The sequence below is a fragment of the Porphyromonas sp. COT-108 OH1349 genome (assembly GCF_000768755.1).
Taxonomy (GTDB): Bacteria; Bacteroidota; Bacteroidia; order Bacteroidales; family Porphyromonadaceae; genus Porphyromonas_A; species Porphyromonas_A canoris.
Window position 1 is genome coordinate 22,492 of sequence record NZ_JRAH01000031.1, and the last position, 21,471, is coordinate 43,962.

17 protein-coding genes and 5 tRNA genes are annotated in these 21,471 nt (G+C 44.1%); 6 read left to right on the plus strand and 16 right to left on the minus strand.

The window, feature by feature from the left end:
* Nucleotides 1-11 precede the first annotated feature (11 nt).
* From rpoB to JT26_RS06795, 16 genes are all read right to left on the minus strand, one after another.
* Nucleotides 12-3,824, minus strand: coding sequence for a DNA-directed RNA polymerase subunit beta (rpoB, locus tag JT26_RS06720; RefSeq protein ID WP_036791327.1), 3,813 nt, complete (start codon nucleotides 3,822-3,824; stop codon nucleotides 12-14).
* A gap of 108 nt (nucleotides 3,825-3,932) precedes the next feature.
* Nucleotides 3,933-4,310 (minus strand): 50S ribosomal protein L7/L12, encoded by a 378-nt coding sequence (gene rplL / locus JT26_RS06725; protein WP_036791325.1) that lies wholly within the window; start codon nucleotides 4,308-4,310, stop codon nucleotides 3,933-3,935.
* Between the two features lie 36 nt (nucleotides 4,311-4,346).
* Nucleotides 4,347-4,874: a 50S ribosomal protein L10 gene (rplJ, locus tag JT26_RS06730; RefSeq protein ID WP_036791322.1), complete on the minus strand. Its 528-nt coding sequence runs from the start codon at nucleotides 4,872-4,874 to the stop codon at nucleotides 4,347-4,349.
* A gap of 11 nt (nucleotides 4,875-4,885) precedes the next feature.
* The gene (gene rplA / locus JT26_RS06735; protein ID WP_036791320.1) at nucleotides 4,886-5,584 is read right to left on the minus strand and encodes a 50S ribosomal protein L1; all 699 of its coding nucleotides are present in this window, start codon (nucleotides 5,582-5,584) and stop codon (nucleotides 4,886-4,888) included.
* A gap of 13 nt (nucleotides 5,585-5,597) precedes the next feature.
* Nucleotides 5,598-6,041, minus strand: coding sequence for a 50S ribosomal protein L11 (gene rplK / locus JT26_RS06740; protein WP_036791317.1), 444 nt, complete (start codon nucleotides 6,039-6,041; stop codon nucleotides 5,598-5,600).
* 81 nt (nucleotides 6,042-6,122) lie between these two features.
* On the minus strand, nucleotides 6,123-6,668 hold the full coding sequence (gene nusG / locus JT26_RS06745) for a transcription termination/antitermination protein NusG (RefSeq protein ID WP_036791314.1): 546 nt from the start codon (nucleotides 6,666-6,668) through the stop codon (nucleotides 6,123-6,125).
* A 14-nt stretch (nucleotides 6,669-6,682) separates the two neighbouring features.
* Nucleotides 6,683-6,922 (minus strand): preprotein translocase subunit SecE, encoded by a 240-nt coding sequence (gene secE / locus JT26_RS06750; RefSeq protein ID WP_052079448.1) that lies wholly within the window; start codon nucleotides 6,920-6,922, stop codon nucleotides 6,683-6,685.
* Between the two features lie 20 nt (nucleotides 6,923-6,942).
* Nucleotides 6,943-7,015: transfer RNA gene (locus JT26_RS06755), tRNA-Trp, on the minus strand.
* 121 nt (nucleotides 7,016-7,136) lie between these two features.
* Nucleotides 7,137-8,324 (minus strand): elongation factor Tu, encoded by a 1,188-nt coding sequence (gene tuf / locus JT26_RS06760; protein WP_036791311.1) that lies wholly within the window; start codon nucleotides 8,322-8,324, stop codon nucleotides 7,137-7,139.
* A 46-nt stretch (nucleotides 8,325-8,370) separates the two neighbouring features.
* Nucleotides 8,371-8,442, minus strand: a tRNA-Thr gene (locus tag JT26_RS06765).
* A 13-nt stretch (nucleotides 8,443-8,455) separates the two neighbouring features.
* Nucleotides 8,456-8,528, minus strand: a tRNA-Gly gene (locus tag JT26_RS06770).
* Between the two features lie 37 nt (nucleotides 8,529-8,565).
* Nucleotides 8,566-8,648: transfer RNA gene (locus JT26_RS06775), tRNA-Tyr, on the minus strand.
* Nucleotides 8,649-8,671: 23 nt separating this feature from the next.
* Nucleotides 8,672-8,745: transfer RNA gene (locus JT26_RS06780), tRNA-Thr, on the minus strand.
* A gap of 123 nt (nucleotides 8,746-8,868) precedes the next feature.
* Entirely contained in the window at nucleotides 8,869-10,734 is a 1,866-nt protein-coding gene (locus tag JT26_RS06785; protein WP_036848025.1) for a DNA topoisomerase IV subunit B, read from the minus strand.
* A gap of 937 nt (nucleotides 10,735-11,671) precedes the next feature.
* A complete protein-coding gene (folE, locus tag JT26_RS06790; RefSeq protein WP_036848027.1) occupies nucleotides 11,672-12,262 on the minus strand; it encodes a GTP cyclohydrolase I FolE in 591 nt (196 codons plus the stop codon).
* Nucleotides 12,263-12,276: 14 nt separating this feature from the next.
* Complete coding sequence (locus JT26_RS06795) at nucleotides 12,277-12,813, minus strand: SPOR domain-containing protein (RefSeq protein WP_036848029.1); 537 nt, start codon at nucleotides 12,811-12,813, stop codon at nucleotides 12,277-12,279.
* Between the two features lie 294 nt (nucleotides 12,814-13,107).
* On the opposite strand from JT26_RS06795, the gene JT26_RS06800 reads away from it, so the two are divergent.
* The 6 genes from JT26_RS06800 to JT26_RS06825 all read left to right on the plus strand — a co-directional run bounded on the left by JT26_RS06800 (nucleotide 13,108) and on the right by JT26_RS06825 (nucleotide 21,462).
* Nucleotides 13,108-14,787, plus strand: a complete 1,680-nt coding sequence (locus JT26_RS06800) for a S41 family peptidase (protein WP_081966402.1) — start codon at nucleotides 13,108-13,110, stop codon at nucleotides 14,785-14,787.
* A gap of 13 nt (nucleotides 14,788-14,800) precedes the next feature.
* The gene (locus JT26_RS06805) at nucleotides 14,801-15,148 is read left to right on the plus strand and encodes a translation initiation factor (RefSeq protein WP_036791295.1); all 348 of its coding nucleotides are present in this window, start codon (nucleotides 14,801-14,803) and stop codon (nucleotides 15,146-15,148) included.
* Complete coding sequence (locus tag JT26_RS06810; protein ID WP_036848033.1) at nucleotides 15,132-18,488, plus strand: exodeoxyribonuclease V subunit beta; 3,357 nt, start codon at nucleotides 15,132-15,134, stop codon at nucleotides 18,486-18,488. The genes JT26_RS06805 and JT26_RS06810 overlap by 17 nt, the downstream gene beginning before the upstream one ends.
* A 78-nt stretch (nucleotides 18,489-18,566) precedes the next feature.
* Nucleotides 18,567-18,998 carry a tRNA (adenosine(37)-N6)-threonylcarbamoyltransferase complex ATPase subunit type 1 TsaE gene (gene tsaE / locus JT26_RS06815; protein ID WP_036791290.1) on the plus strand — a complete coding sequence of 144 codons (432 nt, stop codon included), beginning with the start codon at nucleotides 18,567-18,569 and terminating at the stop codon, nucleotides 18,996-18,998.
* A gap of 6 nt (nucleotides 18,999-19,004) precedes the next feature.
* A complete protein-coding gene (locus JT26_RS06820) occupies nucleotides 19,005-19,238 on the plus strand; it encodes an Imm17 family immunity protein (protein WP_052103119.1) in 234 nt (77 codons plus the stop codon).
* Between the two features lie 52 nt (nucleotides 19,239-19,290).
* Nucleotides 19,291-21,462 carry a tetratricopeptide repeat protein gene (locus JT26_RS06825; protein WP_036848036.1) on the plus strand — a complete coding sequence of 724 codons (2,172 nt, stop codon included), beginning with the start codon at nucleotides 19,291-19,293 and terminating at the stop codon, nucleotides 21,460-21,462.
* The last annotated feature ends 9 nt before the right edge of the window (nucleotides 21,463-21,471 follow it).

The following is a 21,471-nucleotide window of genomic DNA, read 5'->3' on the forward strand; positions in this document are numbered from 1 at the left end:
TTCGATTCTTTTTAATCCAATGTAAAACTCAAGCCAAGACCTTTGAGTTCATGCAACAATACATTCAAAGATTCCGGGATACCCGGTGTAGGCATTGGAGTTCCTTTGACAATAGCTTCATAGGCTTTAGAACGGCCTACCACATCATCACTCTTTATGGTCAAGATTTCTTGCAAGATGTGTGCTGCGCCATAAGCTTCAAGAGCCCAAACCTCCATTTCTCCGAAACGCTGACCACCAAACTGAGCCTTACCTCCAAGAGGTTGTTGAGTTATCAAAGAGTATGGACCGATAGAACGTGCGTGCATCTTATCATCAACCATGTGTCCCAACTTCAAGAAGTAGGTTACTCCGACTGTTGCCGGCTGGTCAAAATATTCTCCGGTTCCTCCGTCTCTCAAGCGTGTTGCTCCATAACGAGGCAGAGAAGCTTTATCCGTCCAATAGTCCAAATCTTCTAACTTGGCGCCATCAAAGATAGGGGTGGCAAACTTAGTATCAAGAGTTTTTCCTGCCCAACCAAGCACTGCTTCAAAGATCTGTCCAAGGTTCATACGGGAAGGTACACCAAGCGGATTCAAACACAAATCAACAGCAGTACCATCATCCATAAACGGCATATCTTCATAACGAACAATCTTAGAAACAATACCCTTGTTACCGTGACGTCCTGCCATCTTATCTCCAACCTGAATCTTTCTCTTCTTCGCAATATACACCTTAGCTATTTGAACGATACCATTAGGTAGCTCGTCTCCAATAGTCAGATCATATTTGCGTCGGCGAAGTTCGGATTCCTGCTCCTTAACCTTACGTAAATAGTTCTGAACTAAAGCACGGATAAGGTCATTGGTATGCTCATCATTGGTCCAACCATTAAGTTGTACTTCGTCATACTGTATCTGAGAAAGAACGATAGGAGTAAATTTTGTTCCTTTAGATACGACCTCAGCACCATGATAATTCATCACTCCGGCTGAAACCTTATCTTGAATAATCTTAATGAGCTTTTGTATTGCAACCTCCTTGAGGTCTTCACATACTCTCTCAAACTCCTTATCCATTTCTTTTAAGACATCACGTGTCGCCGCTTTATCCTTTCTCGTCATCATAGCACGAGAGAATAGACAGGTTTGGATAACGGTTCCGGAGAGAGATGGTGTAGCTTTAAGAGAAGCATCCTTAACGTCTCCGGCTTTATCCCCAAAGATTGCATGAAGAAGTTTTTCTTCCGGAGTTGGGTCCGATTCTCCCTTTGGAGTGATCTTTCCGACCAAAATATCTCCCGGTGTTACATGGGCTCCTATTCGGATAATGCCTCGTTCGTCAAGATCCTTTGTAGCATCTTCGGAAACATTCGGGATATCAGAAGTCAACTCTTCCAATCCTCGTTTTGTCTCACGCACTTCCAAGATATACTCATCAACATGAACAGATGTAAATATATCTTCACGAACAAGACGCTCATTCAATACAATAGCATCCTCATAGTTGTACCCCTTCCAAGGCATATATGCAACAAGGACATTGCGTCCCAAAGCAATTTCACCTTGTTGGGTAGAATATCCTTCTGTGAGGATATCTCCTTTCTTAACTTTCTGTCCTTTTCGGCAGATAGGACGAAGGTCTATAGTTGTACTTTGGTTCGTTTTACGGAACTTCGGTAGCTTATATTCTGTAATAGGATCATCAAACGAAACAAAGGCTTCATCTTCTGTTCTATCATAGCGTATCTTTATTACGGTAGCATCTACATATTCGATAACACCATCACGCTCTGCAACAACTTGCGAACGAGAGTCTCTTACCAACTGGCTTTCGATACCCGTACCCACAATAGGAGCATCCGGCTGAATAAGAGGTACAGCCTGACGCATCATGTTAGAACCCATCAAAGCACGGTTAGCATCGTCATGTTCCAAGAAAGGAATAAGAGATGCAGCAATAGACGCAATCTGAGTGGGAGATACGTCCATAAGGTCAACTTTATCAGGAGATACAACGGGGAAGTCTGACGCATAACGAGACTTTACCATTGGATTGATAAACTTGCCATCTTCGTTCAGTGGAGCATTACCTTGAGCCACTGTCTTGTCCTCTTCTGCTTCTGCAGTAAAATACTCAATGCCCTCCGGAGAGAAATCTACCTTTCCGTTTACAACCTTTCTGTAAGGAGTGGAAATAAATCCAAGTTCATTGATTTTAGCATATACACACAGAGAAGAGATAAGACCAATGTTTGGCCCTTCCGGAGTCTCAATAGGACAGAGGCGACCATAGTGTGTGTAGTGAACGTCTCGAACCTCAAATCCGGCTCTATCACGGCTAAGACCTCCGGGACCTAAAGCAGACAATCTTCTCTTGTGAGTAATCTCGGCAAGAGGATTGGTTTGGTCCATAAACTGAGACAGTGCGTTTGTTCCGAAGAATGAGTTAACAACTGAAGAGATTGTCTTTGCGTTGATAAGGTCTATAGGAGTAAAGACTTCATTATCTCTCACGTTCATACGCTCTCTTACAGTGCGAGCCATTCTTGCAAGACCAACACCAAACTGGTTGTACAGCTGTTCTCCCACTGTACGGACACGACGATTAGACAAGTGGTCTATATCGTCTATTGTCTGTTTGTTATTCTTGAGTTCGACCAAGTATCGGATAATAGCAATAATATCCTCTTTGGTCAATATCTTGACATCCGGATCTATATCCAGATTGAGTTTCTTATTTATTCTGTAACGACCAACGTCTCCAAGGTCATACCTTTTTTCAGAGAAGAAAAGGTTGGTAATCACCTCACGAGCAGAAGCTTCGTCCACAGGATCTTGATTACGCAACTGCTTATAGATATGATCTATAGCTTCTTTCTCGGAGTTAGATTGGTCTTTTTGGAATGTATTGGAAATGATTGAGAAGTCCAATCCTCCTTCATCCTCCTTATGAAGAAGAATAGATGATACTCCGGAATCCAAAACATGTTGCATATTGTCCTCCGTCAACTCTTGTTCACGATCCAGAATGACCTCATATCTCTCCAGAGAAACGACTTCACCTGTTTCAGAATCAACAAAGTCCTCTAACCATGTCTTCAAAAGACGTGCTGCAACTTTTCTCCCAAGATATTTTTTGAGATTAGTCTTAGTAACCTTAACCTCTTCTGCCATTCCAAAAATGTCCAGAATAGCCTTATCCGTTTCAAAACCAATAGCTCTTAGTAGAGTGGTTACGGGTAATTTCTTTTTACGGTCAATGTATGCATACATCACGTTAGAAATATCCGTAGCAAACTCTATCCAGGATCCTTTGAAAGGAATAATCCTTGCCGAATAGAGTTTGGTGCGGTTGGCATGCATACTTTCACTGAAGAAAACACCCGGAGAGCGGTGCATCTGGGAAACGACAACACGTTCTGCTCCGTTTATTATGAATGTACCACTATTTGTCATATAGGGTATGGCACCCAAATAGACATCCTGAGTCACTGTATCAAAATCCTCATGATCCGGATCTGTACAGTAAAGTTTCATCTTAGCCTTGAGAGGAACATTATAAGTAAGACCACGTGTGATACACTCATCTATTGTGTATCTCGGAGGATCTATATAATAGTCCAAAAATTCAAGTACAAAGTTATTTCTGGTATCATGTATAGGGAAGTTTTCAGCAAACACCTTATACAAGCCCTCCTTTTTTCTCTTCTCCGGAGGAGTATCTAATTGCAAGAAGTCCTTAAACGACTTCAGCTGAACATCCAAGAAGTCCGGAAAAGGAAATGGATTTTTTATGGATGCAAAATTGACTCTTTGCGTACGATTTTGTTTGGACATATGAAGCAAATAAGGTAAAAAAGGAAATAAGACACGAAAAGGTTAAGAACCCACTTTGCAGTGGGATCTTAACCATATCCTGTTAAAAACAGGGCTTACAAGCGTAGATTATTTAATTTCTACTTCAGCACCTGCTTCTTCTAGAGCTTTCTTAAGAGCTTCAGCAGTAGCTTTATCTACACCTTCCTTAACAGTAGAAGGAGCTCCATCTACGATGTCTTTTGCTTCCTTAAGACCAAGGCCGCATTGTTCCTTAACAGCCTTAACCACTTGAAGCTTAGCTGCGCCTGCAGACTTAAGAACAATATCAAAAGATGTCTTTTCTTCTACAGCTTCAGCTGCACCAGCAGCAGGACCAGCAGCAACAGCAACAGCAGCTGCAGCAGGCTCAATGCCGTATTCTTCTTTAAGGATAGTAGCGAGTTCGCTAACTTCTTTAACCGTTAGGTTCACTAGTTGTTCAGCAATAGCTTTGATATCTGCCATTTCAGTATAATTTTTTAGTTGTATTTGACTTGATTATTATTTTTTTTGGAGAGTTTCAAGCACTCCATGAATAGTATTTCCTCCAGACTGAAGTGAAGAAAGAACGTTCTTGATAGGAGATTCAAGAAGAGCTACTACATCAGCGATAAGCTCTTCACGACTCTTAATTGTTTCAAGAGTAGAAAGCTGATTTGCGCCAATATAAATACCCTCTTGAGCATAAGCAGACTTCAATTGAGGTTTGCCTTCGCCCTTAGAGCCCTTAGTAAAATCCTTTATAAGCTTTGCAGGAGCGTTAGCATTCTCAGAGAACATCACAGCTGTGCTTCCCTTTAGAGTAGCGAACAAAGGAGCATAAAGCTCTTCATTCACTTCACTAAGAGCACGCATCAAAAGCTTGTTCTTAGCAACAACAAGCTTGATATTTCTCTTAAAACACTCTCTTCTGAGTTCGCTTGTTTTCTTTGCGTCCAGTGCTTCAACGTCTGTCAGATAAAAATGAGGATATGCCTCTATTGCCTCTTTCAGAGAGGCTACAACTGTTACTTTATCTTCCTTTCTCATAGTTCACAAATTTAAATTTCTTCCACAGATTTAGGATCTACTTTGATACCCAAACTCATGGTACTCGATAGAAAGATACTCTTAACATATGTTCCCTTAGCTGCAGCAGGTTTAAGCTTTTGGATGGTAGCAACAAACTCCTTAGCATTGTCACGGATCTTATCTTCAGAGAAAGATACCTTGCCAATAGATGTGTGAACAATACCGGCTTTATCCACCTTAAAGTCTATCTTACCTTGCTTAACCTCTTTTACAGCTTGAGCGATATCGTTGGTTACGGTACCACTCTTTGGGTTAGGCATAAGACCACGAGGTCCGAGAACACGACCCAACGCACCAATCTTACCCATAATAGCAGGCATAGTAATGATTACGTCAATGTCTGTCCAGCCACCTTTTATCTTTTCAATATATTCATCAAGCCCTACATAGTCGGCTCCAGCTTCTTTAGCTTCTGCCTCTTTGTCGGGTGTACACAGAGCCAAAACCCTAATTTCCTTACCTGTACCATGTGGTAGAGAAACTACACCTCTTACCATCTGGTTTGCTTTACGTGGGTCAACGCCAAGGCGAATATCAATGTCCACAGAAGCATCAAACTTGGTGGTTGTAATCTCTTTAACCAAAGCACATGCTTCCTTCAATGTGTACATTTTCCCGGGTTCGACCTTGCTCAAAGCCAACTTCTGATTCTTTGTAAGTTTACTCATTGTCTAATCGAATTTAATTATTTTCCGGGAATTCACCCTTAACTGAAATACCCATACTCCTTGCTGTTCCTGCTACCAATCTCATTGCAGATTCGATAGTAAAACAGTTTAGGTCCACCAACTTATCCGTAGCAATGGCTCTCACTTGTTCCCAAGTGATTTCTGCCACCTTCTTTCTATTAGGTTCTGCAGAGCCAGACTTAATCTTAGCTGCTTCAAGTAGTTGAATAGCCACAGGGGGAGTCTTAACAACGAAGTCAAAACTCTTATCTGCGTAATAGGTAATTACGACAGGAAGAATTTTACCTGCGCTGTCTTGGGTTCTGGCATTGAATTGCTTGCAAAACTCCATAATGTTAAGACCCTTTGCACCTAGTGCAGGACCCACAGGAGGTGAAGGGTTAGCTGCGCCACCCTTAATTTGCAACTTTAATTGTCCAGCAACTTCTTTTGCCATTTTTGAACATTTTTGTGTATTAAAAAATCGAATGAGAAAAAGTAGAAATCATCGGAATACCGTAACACGTACTCCTAAAAACTACTCTTTCACTACCTGTAAATAGCCTACCTCCATAGGAGTCGGATTACCAAAGACCTTAACCAAGATCTTCAGCTTCTGCTTCTCGGGATAGACTTCTATCACCTCACCATAGAAACCGGTAAAAGGATCAAAGGCCAACTTGACCTTATCTCCCACATAGAATTCCAGATCCATGTCGGCAATCCTTTCGGTAAGCTCATCGGCAATCCCAAGCATACGCTTAACTTCATCTTCACGCAAAGGGACAGGGTCCGGATGCGCTTCCAAGAAGCCCAGTACGTTAGGAGTTACTCGAAGTCTGTGCTGCACCTCGCCCACAAGCTCAGCCTGCACAAAGACATAGCCCGGAAAGTACGGTCTCTCTCTTGCGATCTTCTTACCTCCACGCACTATAAATGTCTTTTCCATAGGTATAAGCACGTTGTGTACATAGCGGCCGAGATCTGTATGCTTACACTCAGCTTCTATGTACTCCTTTACCTTTACCTCTTTGCCACTTACAGCGCGAAGGACATAATACTTAACGTCAGAATTCCCTTGCATTGCTCAGAATCTTCTTAACGCGTGATCAACTTGTATAGTTCGGAGATAATAGTTTCAAAGCTCTTATCTACTAAGAAAACAAAAACAGCAATAATGATGGAAGCAATAAGGACTATTACTGCACTGTTTGCCAATTCGGCTTTAGTAGGCCATGAAACCTTGTAGCGCAATTCTTCATATACCTCTTTGAGGTAATTTGCCATGCGCACAAATATATTCGGTTTTGCAACCGCATTAGTATTTGATTTTGCCATCGTAATCTTAAGATTTTTAGCACGGGTTGAGAGACTCGAACTCCCGACACCTGGTTTTGGAGACCAGTGCTCTACCAACTGAGCTAAACCCGTATAAAAAAGTGAGAGGTGCTATCATCTGTGTTTCACGGAGGGGAAGCACCTCTCACTGTTATTTTATGAGACCTTTAGGGAGAGTGGCAAAATTTTTACTCTCAAGGTCTGATCACTCGTATTAGTCGAGAAGTTCTGTAATCTGACCAGCACCTACTGTACGACCACCTTCACGGATTGCGAAGCGAAGACCTACGCTACATGCTACCGGATAGATAAGTTCTACAGTAATAGTTACGTTATCACCAGGCATTACCATTTCTGTTCCTTCAGGAAGAGTGATTTCACCTGTAACGTCAAGAGTACGGATATAGAACTGAGGACGATACTTGTTGTGGAATGGAGTGTGGCGACCACCTTCTTCTTTCTTCAAGATATACACCTCAGCCTTAAATCTCTTGTGAGGAGTAACCTTTCCAGGGTGAGTGATAACCATACCACGCTTGATTTCGTTCTTATCGATACCACGAAGAAGAAGACCTACGTTATCACCGGCTTGACCTTCGTCAAGAATCTTGCGGAACATTTCCACACCTGTAACAACTGATTTCAAGCCAGCAGCACCAAGACCGATAATTTGAACTTCTTCACCTGTCTTAATGATACCTGTTTCAATACGACCGGTAGCAACAGTACCACGACCTGTAATAGAGAACACGTCTTCAACCGGCATCAAGAATGGTTTGTCGATATCACGTGGAGGAAGTGGGATCCAGTTATCTACTGCATCCATAAGCTCCATAACCTTATCTTCCCATTTTGCATCTCCGTTAAGAGCACCAAGAGCAGAACCTTGGATAACAGGAGTGTTATCACCATCGAAGTCATAGAATGAAAGAAGTTCTCTCATTTCCATTTCCACAAGTTCAAGCATTTCTTGGTCATCAACAGAGTCGCACTTGTTCATAAACACAACAAGACGAGGAACGTTTACCTGACGTGCAAGAAGGATGTGCTCTCTTGTTTGAGGCATAGGACCATCTGTAGCAGCCACAACGATAATAGCACCGTCCATTTGAGCGGCACCGGTAACCATGTTCTTCACATAGTCGGCGTGACCAGGACAGTCAACGTGAGCATAGTGACGGTTCGCAGTTTCATACTCAACGTGAGAAGTATTGATAGTGATACCTCTTTCCTTTTCTTCTGGTGCGTTGTCGATAGAGTCGAAAGAACGCAATTCAGAAAGACCCTTCTTTGCCAATACTGTAGTAATAGCGGCAGTCAAAGTAGTCTTACCGTGGTCCACGTGACCGATAGTACCGATATTTACGTGGGGCTTACTCCTATTAAAATGTTCTTTTGCCATAATTTAAAATGTTATATATGGGTTAAATTTCTTACTTGTTTCTCAGAGCCGATGCCGGGATTTGAACCCGGGACCTCTTCCTTACCAAGGAAGTGCTCTACCCCTGAGCTACATAGGCGAAAAAAAAAGAGAGCGGAAGACGGGGCTCAAACCCGCGACCCTTAGCTTGGAAGGCTAATGCTCTATCGACTGAGCTACTTCCGCATTCAGACCTATTATAGACCTGTAGATTTTATTTATGTGGGCAGTGATGGATTCGAACCACCGAAGACGAACGTCAGCTGAGTTACAGTCAGCCCCATTTGGCCACTCTGGAAACTGCCCTTCCATGTTTTCTTTTTAAGGTGAGCCTCTTGTCGGATTCGAACCAACGACCCCGAGATTACAAATCACGTGCTCTGGCCAACTGAGCTAAAGAGGCTTATTCAAACACCCAAACAACCTCTGTCGTTCTTTCAAGTGCTTTCGGGTGCAAATTTAAGCACTATTTTTCGATTGTGCAAGTAGCGAGCAAATATTTTTTCATTTCCTACTTCCGAATGGCTTATAATACATCATCTTCCACCTCAAGATTGGATACGATGAACTCTTGACGGTCCGGTGTATTCTTCCCCATATAGAAGTCGAGCAGCTCCTTTATGCTATCCTCTTTCCTCATAACCACAGGATCGAGTCGGATATCCGCCCCGATAAAGTGCTTAAACTCCTCTGCCGTGATCTCTCCCAAGCCCTTAAATCTGGTGATAGAGGCATTAGACCCCAGCTTTGCCACGGCTTCGTCCCGTTCTTTCTCGTCATAGCAGTAGATGGTCTGCTTTTCGCCCTTATCTCTCACCCGGAAAAGAGGTGTCTGTAATATATATACGTGTTTTTGGCGAACCAGATCGGGGAAAAACTGCAAGAAGAACGTTATGATAAGGAGACGGATGTGCATACCGTCCACATCGGCATCGGTTGCCACGATGACCTTATTATATCTGAGGTTGTCTATACCATCTTCTATATTAAGAGCGGCTTGAAGGAGATTGAACTCCTCGTTCTCATACACCACTCGCTTGGAAAGTCCGTAGCAGTTGAGCGGTTTTCCCCGAAGAGAAAACACAGCCTGATACTCCGCATCCCGGCTTTGCGTGATAGAACCGCTTGCCGAAAGTCCCTCGGTGATAAAGATCGACGTATCGTCTGGACGGGGTGTTTTCGGGTTATTATAATGGTAGGTGCAGTCGCGGAGCTTTTTGTTGTGGATGGAAGACTTCTTTGCCCTCTCTTTTGCAAGCTTGGTAATGCCGGCAATGCTCTTACGTTCCTTTTCGCTCTCAAGTATCTTTTTGTAAAGGATGTCGCTTGTCTCGGAGTTTTTATGCAGATAGTTGTCCAGCTCCACCTTGAGAAAATCTCCGACGAATTTACCCAAAGAGATTCCGCCCTCCGCTATATCTCTGGAGCCCAACTTCGTTTTGGTCTGACTCTCAAAGAGTGGTTCCTGAATCCTGATGCTTATTGCCGCCACTATTCCGGAGCGTACATCGCCCACATCGAAGTTTTTACCATAATACTCTTTTACGGTTTTAGCCACATGCTCTTTGAATGCAGAGAGGTGCGTACCCCCGTGAATCGTATTCTGTCCATTCACAAAAGAGTAATACTCTTCCCCATACTGCGAAGAGTGGGTCATGGCTATCTCTATATCTTTACCGCTGAGATGGATGATCGGATAGAGTGCTTCACCCGTCATGGTATCTTCCAACAGATCCTGCAACCCTCTTTTCGAGCTGAATCTTTTGCCATTGAACAAGATGGTAAGCGAGGTGTGAAGATAGCAGTACATCTTCAGCATCTGCTCCACATAGTCTTTAATATAATGGTACTCCTTGAACAGCGTGGGGTCGGGATGGAATAGCACCTTGGTGCCGTCCTTTTCATTCTCGCAGTCGAAAAAGTCTGTTTCGGAGACGAATATTCCTTTTTCAAACACCACGCTCTTTCCTTTTCCCGATCGGAACGATGAAAGCTCCATCCGATCGCTGAGAGCGTTCACGGCTTTAAGCCCTACGCCATTGAGTCCGACCACTTTTTTGAACACCTCATCGTCATACTTCGCTCCGGTGTTCATCTTTCCGGCGATGTCTCTCAACGATCCTTGCGGCACGCCACGCCCGAAGTCTCTCACGACAACAAGTCCGTCCTCATCTATGGTAATCTCTATTCGGTTGCCATACCCCATGGAGTACTCGTCTATGGCGTTGTCTATCACCTCCTTGAGGAGGACATATATTCCGTCATCCGGACTCGTTCCATCTCCGAGCTTACCTATATACATCCCCGGACGTCTCCGGATATGCTCCATAGGGTCTAATGTAATAACTTTATCGTCGGTATAATTGTGATCTTGTAGGGTTTCTTTGCTCATGCCGGGAGTCTATCTCAATCTGTTTGAGGGTCAAAGATACAAAAAAGAAGCGGGAGCTAAATCACCATAAGAGGAAAGAAAAGAGAGCTTGCCCGATGCTGTAAAATCAAAATCCCGATTCACCCTTTTCATCCACCGCTCCACCCGAAGAGCCGGAAAGCATCCCTTCTCACCTCAAACCCTCCAAAACACTCCGGATAGGATTATGACAGAAGCCCTTAACAGACCTCGTTGAACAAAAAGACACTTCCTAAGCGAGAGCCGGGAAGTTTTAAGACATTTTCTCTTTCGGTTCACCACCCCGTCCAGCCTCCGTTTTTATATATTTCATCCCGAAAAATGCTCATTTTTTTCGGTCTCTCTATTTTGATCAGAGGGGTTGTTTTCAGAGGGGTGCCGAATTTGTTAAATCAGACCGATTTATTAACACAAATTTCGACATCTATTGAGCAAAAACGGTAAACGAGCATATTTTGTCGGCTTAACGTGTTTAATTTTTCAATGAACACGTTTACCGATTTCATTTAATACGTTTACCGGATTCAATTAAAGTGTTCAGCCAAAACCATTAAAACACTAAAAGCCAACTACTTACATATTTTCGCCCTAAAAAGCACCTGAAAAGGCAAATTTCTTTATTAGGAAACATTTACAGGAATGGGTATTAAAATTCACACCAATTAACGCGAAAAAGCCCCATGAAACGGACTGAGAAAAAATTTTTTCCAAATTCGCGATTTTTCATATCTTCCTATCGGCAAGCCGGTTAGAGAGACTGGCACAAAAACAGACCACCTCCGTCCCCCTCCCCAAGAAGATTTCCTGAGCAATTTTTCGCACCTCATATTTATAAAAAAGCTCCCCGAAAAGGGAGCTTTTTTTATACTCTGTATTTTTATTTTTCAGCCGGAAATTTATCCGCAGCCGTTTCTCTTTTTTATCTTTTATGGATGAGAGCCATGAACTCCTCACGTGTCTTTTGAGACTCGAAAGCTCCGGTAAAGTCGCTGGTCATGGTTATGGAGTTCTGCTTCTCCACTCCCCTCATCTGCATACACATGTGTTGGGCTTCGATGACCACCATCACGCCGAGCGGATTCAGCGTATTCTGTATGCACTCTTTAATTTGTGTCGTGAGACGTTCCTGTACTTGAAGCCTGCGAGCAAAGATATCCACCACACGAGGCAGCTTGCTCAGACCCGTGATGTATCCGTTCGGGATGTATGCGATATGCGCCTTACCAAAGAAGGGCAACATATGATGCTCGCAGAGCGAATAGAAGTCGATGTCTTTCACTACGACCATCTGGCGATAGTCTTCCCTGAACATTGCACTCTTCAACACCGCTGCCGGATCCTGACGCATCCCTTGCGTCAAAAACGCCATTGCTCTCGCAACTCTCAAAGGGGTCTTTTGCAACCCCTCTCTATCGGGATCTTCTCCCAAGTGTATCAGTACTTCCTTGTAGTGTGGCATCAGTATGTCTATGTCCACACCGTGTTCTACTCCTTTTTTTTCAGAACTCATAGATTATAGATCAGTTAAAAACGGTAGACCGCATCCCGGACTACGTACATATCTCTTGCAAATGCAGGAAAATCTTTTTTCAGCTTCACCATGGCGTCTCTTGCCTCTGCTTGCGTCAGGAAGTTACCTACACGCAGCTTCCAAGACGGGGCTTGAAACTGCAAGTAAGTGGCAAGCTCCGGATGAGCTTCCTGTATCACCTTTTCTCTGTATGCCGCTGTGCTTCTCCCCTTAGTACCGTTACCGTTATAGATTTGCACTCTATACCCGACCACTTTCTGCTCTGAGGTAACCGCCCCGACAGCCATAATCTCTTCCGAATACATCTTGCTGTCCAAAGAGAGCCCCGTTCCGACAAGAGCCTTGATGGCAGAAGACTGGCGGATAGTTACTACTCCCCTTCCCATCTCAATCCTTGCCAAAACCTCGAAAATATCCTTTTGAGGCATCGGCGCATCGGTTTGAGCACTCAACTCAGCGCCGGAAGCAAAAAGCAGAAAGAGCAGCAAGAAGAGAGACTGCACACTCCTTATGGATATATTTGATCTCATTGTTTGCTTCAGATTAGTTTGTTATCCGGCTCAAAGATACACTTTTATTCTAAAACGAGACCTTTGAAGCGTGGTCGGAGAGCAAGATAGAACCTCCGGAGAGTGCCCAAAACCGGCTTCGGAAATCGCCATTGGAGAATGAGCGGAAAGAGTATGCAGGAAAATACGAGGCTCTATCCCCTGCCTCATCGCCTCCTCTGCAAGAGTGCCGGATAACGGGTATTCGACGAAAATAGCTATCTTCGTTACTTATAATACCATATTGAGAATATATATAAAGAGCATTCCGAAATCATGATAAAACGAATACTTACTGGCATAATCCTGCTACTGGGAGCATCCCTATCTCTTCATGCGCAAACAGATGTACAAAAGCTGAGGGAGAGAGACAGAAAAACACAGCTCGAGATGAGCAGGTCGAAGGAGATCTTCTCGGCTCTGCTCAACAATCTCTCCATCCTCTATGTGGATACCATAGATATGAAGAGCATCTTCTCGGAGGGGATGAACAGCATGCTGGCAGGGTTAGACCCCTACACGAACTACCTGGAGCAGTCCGAAACAGAAGATTTCAAGTTTATGGCAACAGGTGAGTATGGCGGAATAGGTGCATTCATCCAGCAGCGCGACTCCGTTGTCTACGTCTCCAATCCGATGCCCAACACTCCGGCTGAACGCGCCGGACTGAAAGTGGGAGACATGTTCGTGAAGATAGATACCCTTTCCGTCATACCGAGTACCAATGCCAGAGTGAGCAATCTGCTCAAAGGCCCGGTCGGGACATCGGTAAAAGTAACCATCCGAAGGCTGGGAGAAGATAAGGAGAGAGAGATTACTCTTGTGAGAGAAAAAGTGATAGTGGATCAGGTAGTCCATCGCGGCATATACGGGGATGGTGTCGGCTATATCCGCCTATCCTCTTTCACGGATAAAAGTGCGCAGAATGTGATGGATGCGTTCACCCAACTCCGAGACACCAAGAAGATGAAAAGCCTCATCTTAGACCTTCGGGGCAATACCGGAGGCGTCATGGGAGGAGCAATAGAGATATTGAGCATGTTTGTTCCGGAGAAAACATTGGTGGTCGAAACCAAAGGACGTCAGGTGGGAACATCTCAAAAATATTATACTTCCGGTAAGGTTTTGGATACGAAAATACCTATCGCAGTCCTTATCAACAGCAATAGTGCCTCCTCTTCCGAGATCGTTGCCGGAGCAATGCAGGATCTGGACAGAGCGGTACTTATCGGTAGTAAAAGTTTTGGCAAAGGATTGGTGCAGACCACACGCCCTCTCCCCTATAAAGGGCTGTTGAAGGTAACCACTGCACGCTACCACATCCCGAGTGGAAGGTGCATACAGCAGATAGACTACTCGCATAAGCAACCGGACGGATCGGTTGCCGCTGTTCCGGACAGCCTTACAACACTGTTCAAGACAACGAACGGAAGAGAGGTGAGAGACGGTGGAGGCATTCGTCCGGACATAGAAATCAAAGACGAAATACTGCCCGGCATAGTGATCTACATGCTGAGAGACGGCTCTCTGTTCGAGTATGCCGGCAGGTTGTTCCTGAAAAAACCGAAAGTGCAGTCCATTAAAGAGATCAAAATAACGGATGAGGAGTTTGAAGGGCTGGTAAACTTCTTGGAAGAAAAGAAGTTCAGATACGGCGAACAAAGCCGGAAAGTGGTATCCGCATTGGAAAGATTGATAGAGTTTGAAGGCTATTCGGAGTCGAGCAAAGAGGCTTTCGAGACTCTCAAGAAGCAGCTGGAACCCAATCTCAAAAGAGACATCGTGCCTCATAAGAAGCTGATCTCCGCCTATCTTAAAGAGTTTCTGGCAGCCCATTACTTCGGTATGGAAGCGCAGTATGCGGTGAACATGGAGACAGATCCCACGGTTACGAAAGCGATAGAGATACTGAGCAATCCGAAAGAGTACAACAAAATCCTTTTCCCAAAGAAATAAAAGAGAGACCGGTATGAGTTCACGCAAAGAGCGAGAGGAGAGAGTGGGGATATGTTACTCCACAAATCCCGACTTCAAATATGAAACACTGCAGATAGAAAAGCCCGACACTCTGCCCTTGCACCGCCAACGCCTGCGTGTGTATAAGGATGCCCGGCAGAGAAAAGGCAAGATCGTTACCGTCGTAGAGGGGTTTGTCGGAAAAGAGGAAGACCTCAAAGAGCTTGGCAAGATATTAAAAGTGAAATGCGGAGTGGGTGGTTCGGTAAAGGATGACCTTATCATTATTCAAGGAGATCGGGTCGCCCAGGTGGAAGCACTCCTTGCCGACATGAAAAAAGAAGATGCAGAAAGACAATAACCATACTCCTCTGACCATCTATACTGCCTCTGCCGGAAGCGGTAAAACATTCCGGCTAACGTTGGAGTATATCAAGCTGATCCTGAAAGAGAGCTCCCCGAAGGCGTTCAAGCATATCCTTGCCGTTACTTTTACAACCAAAGCAACGGGGGAAATGAAAGACAGGATACTGAGAGAGCTGCATACTCTTACCCATACACCGGAAGAGTCTCCCCTCATGGAGGCTCTGCAAGAGGAGCTAAGCCTTTCGCCCGAACTCATACAGCAGAGAGCCAAGTCTTCATTAGAGGCTATCCTCGACGGCTATGGCGATTTCAGGGTACAGACAATAGACTCCTTTTTTCAAGAGATCGTCCGCTCTTTCGCCATAGAGATAGATGTGATGAACAACTATGAGGTGGAAATAGATACCGATGTGGTTCAGAAGAAAGCCATGGACAGCCTTTTCGGATCCCTCGACACGGAAGAGAATAAAGTTGTTTTGGATTGGATCGGAAGCATGCTCAAGGAGTCTCTGCAAAAGGATCAGATAGTCTCCATACCGAAAAAGCTATCTGATTTGGCTCCTTTGCTGTTCGTGGAAGAGTTTGCAGAGATTTTTGCCGATCAGAGGATGAGCTTCTCTCCTGAAAAGATCAAGGAAGCGAAGAAAGAATTGACAGCCATAGCCAAAGAGAGGATAGAGCAATACGTGGATCCTCTTACACATGTTGTCGAGATATTGGATAGCGCGGGCATCAGAAGAGATGAAGTAACAGTCGCTCTAAAAAACGAGCTCGTGAGGGTCGTGGACAGGCTGGGAAAACTTGGGACAAAGTTTTGGGACAAGGAGTATAGCAAGATGAATCCGAAGTCCAGATCCACATTCATGAAACTTTGGGAGGATGAGACAAGCAACCTTGCTGCATCTAAGGTGAGAAAAGAACGCAAGGAGGAGATCAATGCGCTCCATGAAGACATCGCTCCTCTGCTGGAAAAGACAGTGGAGCTGTACGATGAGGTAGAGAAAGATGTGGTTACGGCAATCGTATTGCAGAGTAATCTGGACACACTGCCCATACTGGTAAAGCTATATGCGTACATCGAAAAATACAGGCAAGAGAACAACTGTCTTATCATATCCGATATTTCCCAACTTCTTCACAGAATCATATCCGGAGCCAAAGTACCTTTTGTTTACGAGAAAGTGGGATCGAGAATCAAGCACTACATGATAGATGAGTTTCAAGACACCTCTAAAGTGCAGTGGCTGAACTTTAAGCCTCTTCTCATGGAAAGCCTCGCGTATGACAATGAAAATCTTCTCGTGGGAGATGTGAAGCAGAGTATATACCGATTCAGAGGCTCTGAAAGCTCTCTTCTTGCCACAAAAGTACCCGGCGATCCGGATCTGAAAAGAGTAACAAACAGCAAAAGGCTGGAGATCAACTGGAGAAGTCTTCCCAATGTTGTAGATTTCAACAACAATTTTTTCAGTAATGCCGTAGATTTTTCGATCTTTGGAATGGAAGAGGGAGGGCTTTATGCAAGCAGTGCGGACTCTATCTCTCAAAAAGTCTATGCAGAAGAAGAGGTCTCCCAACAGACCGCTCCGAAATGGGATAAAGAGTGTCATGATACCGAAAAGCCGGGTTATATTACTCACCTGTTCCTGAAAGAAAAAGAACAATCGAAAAAACAGCCGGAAGAACAAACGGAAAAACAACCGCAGATAACCGAAGAAGATTTATTGGAGGTGTACTTAATAGATCTTTTTGAGAGAGGATACAAACCGGGAGATATTGCCATCCTTGTGAGAGACAACAGCGAGGCAGCAAGAGTAGCCCTGCTGTTGGGCTACCTGAAAGAGACCTACAAGGATAATCCTAAGTTCCGGTTCGACTTCTTCTCCAATGAAGCTCTTACCGCAGATGCCTCTCCAATAGTCCTTCTTCTGATTGCCTATATCAAACACCTCGCATTTCCAAGTTCGGACAGCTATAAGCAGGAGTTCTTTCTGCATCTCGACCGTCTTTGGATCATCTCTTCATCACAGATCGAAAAAGATGAGCTATATCGCCAAATGATGGACATGGCTGCCTACGGACGCTCTATTTTTGAGACCATAACACTGGCAGTAGAGCTGCTTAAACCGATAGATAAAAGAGAGGAGATCTATCTGAACACTTTTCTTGACATTCTGTTTCAATACACCAAAGAGCAAGTCTCAACCTACCGATTGTTCTACGAATGGTGGGAGGAACAGGGATATAAGACAAAAATACCGATGCCGGAGAGCATAGCAAACTCTACAATCAAGGTGGGAACCATCCATAGTGCAAAAGGTTTGGAGTATCCGGTCGTCATTCTTCCGTTCGTATCTTGGAAGATGGCAAGGAAACAGAATAAAATTTTCGTATCCTCTCAATCTCTTCCAAGTGAGTTTGCCGCTCTTCCTCTCTATATAGTGCCACTACAGAACAAATGTGCGCACACACACTTCCGAGAGTTGTACAATAAAAAGATGCTTGAACTCTATGAAGATGAGCTTAATCTGCTGTACGTTGCCTATACTCGTGCAGAGAAAGAGCTACATGTACTCTCGAAGATTGTAAAGAAAGAAGACAGCAAAGGAAAAGAAGAGCCGGCACCGTTTTCTATCTCAAGTGTGGTATTCAACACCATAGAGAAACTGCAAGATAAAGGTATTCTAAAACAGCAAGAGTGTCCATTGATAGAGTGCGATGAAGAAGGACAAAGCAGTACAACTATGTTCTTCCCTTATGGTTCTCCATATATCGTTTCCGAGAATGCAAATGAAGTGGAAGGGGAGAGCGATACCATAGAGTTGGAGAAGCTTTCTACTACTCCCCGATTTGGGGACTTAAACATAAAAGCTCCCGACTATGCGATCTATTTGGAACAGGAAACCGAAAGAGCAAAAGGGGTGAGAATGCACTTTACACTCTCTGCCTTGAAGAGCATATCAGAACTTGATGACCTTTTGAAAGAAGCTCAAGAAAAAAGAAGCCTTACGGAGCAAGAGTCCGAACAGCTTCGCTCTCTGATAGAAAAGCGGAACAATGATCCTGTTTCTTCGGATTGGTTCTCAGATGATGCGGAGGTGTTGAACGAACGAGCGATATTGCTCCACGAGACAACGCAAAGACCCGACAGAGTAGTCCTTCATCCGGATGGCAGAATCACGATCATAGACTATAAGTTTGGAGAGCAGGTCAGCAAAAAACACGTAAAGCAGGTTGAGTACTACTGCTCCCTCTATCGGTCTATCGTATTTAAGAAGATAACCGGCTATGTCTGGTATGTTTTGTTGGACGAAATCGTCCCTGTAACAGAGTAAATCAGTTTTTGCAAGCACCCGAAAATTGGGTTATATTTGTAGGATAAAGCGAGATATCAACACGTAGGAATAACACTTATGACCTTTCATAAAAGATATAAATTAGAACAGCTTTCGGAAGTGGCAAAAGAGCTTATAGATTCTTTTCCCGAAGCCCGCGTTTTTGCTTTCTATGCTAACATGGGTGTGGGAAAGACGACTCTCATCAAATCTATCTGCTCACTCTTGGGAGTGGAAGAGACCACCGCAAGCCCGACCTTTGCAATTGTCAATGAATATAAGGGTGGTGTCGGATTTGAATCGGTTTACCACTTCGACTGCTACCGGTTAGAAACCAGCAATGATGCTTTCAACGTAGGGGCAGAAGATTATCTGGAGAGTGGCAGATACTGTTTTATAGAATGGCCCGAAGTGTTAGAGCCATTTATGCCAGATGGTACCATAAAAGTGGAGATAGAATCCTCTGCCGATGGTACTCGTGTAATGCGTGCATTTCCTTTTTTCAGTTAGTGTCCGATGTCCCCACTCTCTTTCGTCCGTCTGGCTCTTGCGATCATGTTTATCCTGCCCGGTATATTAGCCCTTTCGGTTAGCATACTGGGGAGTAAGTGGTTTTTCAACAGCCACGGCACGAAATATGCGAGACAAAACTTGGGAAAGAGCGGAGCAAGACTACTTTATGCCACCCTCGGAGTCCTTCTTTTAGGATGCGGTTTATGGGGTTGGATTCATGCAGAAGATATGCTCTGATACCGACAATACCATTTAAGATACGACAACCAGATAGTTAATAGTTCAGTTGATGGAACAGATAGACTACAATCTAACCAAACAATATTACGACAATCTTATCCTCCTGCTTGAGCAAAACAGATTAGGAGCTGTCTGTAAGGAGATGGAGTCCATAGAGGAACATTATGGCTACAACAAGTGGACAAGTACATACAGATCTGCTCTCCAGGTTCTTTCTCCCATGAAGCAGTATCTCCATACAGGTGTGGCGGATCCCGAAAGAGTGAACATCCTTGAAGATCTGCGCCGTAAGCTGGCTGAACAGGTCGATCGTTTCTACTACTTTGCAACAAGATCCTCGAACCATAGCTTTGATCATCCCATAATGAAGCTGGCATCAGAGTGGGGAGGAGATGTGGAGAACATTGAGTCTGTTCTTAATGATCTGTCCATAAATGACTCCACAAGTAGAGAAGAGGTTTGGAAATCTCGTAACCGGATATTCCGCTTTCTATCTTGCTCACCACCTCTTACGTCCGGTCTCTATGATGTTATCGTAAACTGCCCTGTTCTATCCGGAAGCGAAAGAGATCAGACTCAAATAATTACTGCCGGACTTATTGTTAGCAGCCTGTTCTTGGGGCTTAATGCTTTTTTCTGCCCGCTCAAGTTTCGTTTGATAAAAGATTTGACACAAGACCCTCACACCAAAGTTGCAGGATGGGCTACGGCTGCGTTGTTCCTTTTAACGGCTCATCACTCTAAAAGAATATCCTTACTGGGCAAGGAGCAGCTCGCTCTCGTCATAGGAGAAGAGGAAGAGTTCCAAACAGAAGAGTGGCAAAACAGGCTCATGGAGTTTCTTCTTGCTTACTATCCTACCTTTACGACTCAAGAAGATCACGAACGCTATAAGAGTGAAATATCCTCCCGCCTTGAAGATATGGCTCGCAAGATGAACATTTTCGGCGGCATCGGAAACACGGAAGAGTTTTTGGAACGCATAAAGGAGTCGGGTGAGGATGCTGAGCTAATGCAAGCAATGAACGAACTGCAAACATCATTCGCCAAAACAAAAGATATACACTATCACACCACAACAGAACTCCGCCGATTTCCATTCTTTTACGAGCCTGTAAACTGGCTGATGCCTTTTGACCTTACCCATTTTAGACTGGCAAGCGAAGAGATGACTTATTTTCTCAAGCTGCTTCCTTTCATTTCTCCCGGCGGGAGACTCTGCTCCGGCGACTTGTATGCTTATGCTTGTATGGGGAATTGGTCTCAGATAGCAAAGATGTCTGAAATTCCTTCAGAAGCTCTATCTTCTATCAAACCGATAGAGGCAGAAGATCTTCTCGAAGGTTCTATTGGTGAGGGTATTAGAGACTTTGTTTATACGACTTACCGATTTTTCCATCTGGAAAGAAGTTACAACTTCACCTCCCACGTATTCTTTCACAAAGCGTTCATTATAGACACTTCCCCCTCACAAAATATCCCTCTTACTGCGGAACAGAATCGCACTTTGTCCTCTCTCCTGTTGGAGTCAGGATATAAGTCGTACTCTCTCATGGTTCTGAAGCGTTCGTTGATCTCGGCATCCGACTTTCGTTTAGCCGCTCTGTTGGCTGAGAAAATATCGGATGAGAGTCTGTTCGGATCAGATGCTGTTTCAAGCAAAGATGTGGAAGAGTATCTTCTGGAAGCCCACCGCTTGGATCCTCTTCATGTGGGTACTCTACTTAAATTGGGAGATCTAAAGAGTTTGACTCCTAAGACCTATAACGAAGCGCATCAATACTTGGACGAAGCCGAGCAGGTAGTAGGTTCAAACATTCCGGCTTTGTCCAAACTTGCTCAACTTTATGCCAAGACCGGAGACAACGCAAAGGCTCTTGACATATACTATAAGGCTTATGTTCTGACAGAAAGCCCGAACTACTCCATTCTTCGCAGGCTGGCGTTACAACTATACAAAATGGAACGCTATAAGGATGCCATTGAAAAATGGGAGCTGATACCTGAAAGTGAAATGAAGAAGTCGGACTATATATATAAAGGACACGCTCTTATCTACTTGAATCAAGTTCCCGAAGCGATGGAATCTTACAAAAAATGGAGAGGATATGACGATAACGAAAGTATCCTTCAGTGGCAGCAATACTACATAGAGCCTATAAACAACATTTTTACGGAGACCGAATGGGGACTGCTTTACGACTCTTTTGATTTTCAATAAGCCTTTATC

What these genes read in the sequence shown, in the direction of transcription:
- rplL (WP_036791325.1), bottom strand. Translation starts at nt 4,310, where the DNA reads ATGGCAGATATCAAAGCTATTGCTGAACAACTAGTGAACCTAACGGTT.
- secE (WP_052079448.1), bottom strand. Translation starts at nt 6,922, where the DNA reads ATGGCAAAATCAAATACTAATGCGGTTGCAAAACCGAATATATTTGTG.
- rplA (WP_036791320.1), bottom strand. Translation starts at nt 5,584, where the DNA reads ATGAGTAAACTTACAAAGAATCAGAAGTTGGCTTTGAGCAAGGTCGAA.
- nusG (WP_036791314.1), bottom strand. Translation starts at nt 6,668, where the DNA reads ATGCAAGGGAATTCTGACGTTAAGTATTATGTCCTTCGCGCTGTAAGT.
- tuf (WP_036791311.1), bottom strand. Translation starts at nt 8,324, where the DNA reads ATGGCAAAAGAACATTTTAATAGGAGTAAGCCCCACGTAAATATCGGT.
- rplJ (WP_036791322.1), bottom strand. Translation starts at nt 4,874, where the DNA reads ATGAGAAAGGAAGATAAAGTAACAGTTGTAGCCTCTCTGAAAGAGGCA.
- JT26_RS06825 (WP_036848036.1), top strand. Translation starts at nt 19,291, where the DNA reads ATGGAACAGATAGACTACAATCTAACCAAACAATATTACGACAATCTT.
- JT26_RS06795 (WP_036848029.1), bottom strand. Translation starts at nt 12,813, where the DNA reads ATGAGATCAAATATATCCATAAGGAGTGTGCAGTCTCTCTTCTTGCTG.
- tsaE (WP_036791290.1), top strand. Translation starts at nt 18,567, where the DNA reads ATGACCTTTCATAAAAGATATAAATTAGAACAGCTTTCGGAAGTGGCA.
- JT26_RS06810 (WP_036848033.1), top strand. Translation starts at nt 15,132, where the DNA reads ATGCAGAAAGACAATAACCATACTCCTCTGACCATCTATACTGCCTCT.
- rpoB (WP_036791327.1), bottom strand. Translation starts at nt 3,824, where the DNA reads ATGTCCAAACAAAATCGTACGCAAAGAGTCAATTTTGCATCCATAAAA.
- JT26_RS06785 (WP_036848025.1), bottom strand. Translation starts at nt 10,734, where the DNA reads ATGAGCAAAGAAACCCTACAAGATCACAATTATACCGACGATAAAGTT.
- JT26_RS06805 (WP_036791295.1), top strand. Translation starts at nt 14,801, where the DNA reads ATGAGTTCACGCAAAGAGCGAGAGGAGAGAGTGGGGATATGTTACTCC.
- JT26_RS06820 (WP_052103119.1), top strand. Translation starts at nt 19,005, where the DNA reads ATGTCCCCACTCTCTTTCGTCCGTCTGGCTCTTGCGATCATGTTTATC.
- JT26_RS06800 (WP_081966402.1), top strand. Translation starts at nt 13,108, where the DNA reads ATGATAAAACGAATACTTACTGGCATAATCCTGCTACTGGGAGCATCC.
- folE (WP_036848027.1), bottom strand. Translation starts at nt 12,262, where the DNA reads ATGAGTTCTGAAAAAAAAGGAGTAGAACACGGTGTGGACATAGACATA.
- rplK (WP_036791317.1), bottom strand. Translation starts at nt 6,041, where the DNA reads ATGGCAAAAGAAGTTGCTGGACAATTAAAGTTGCAAATTAAGGGTGGC.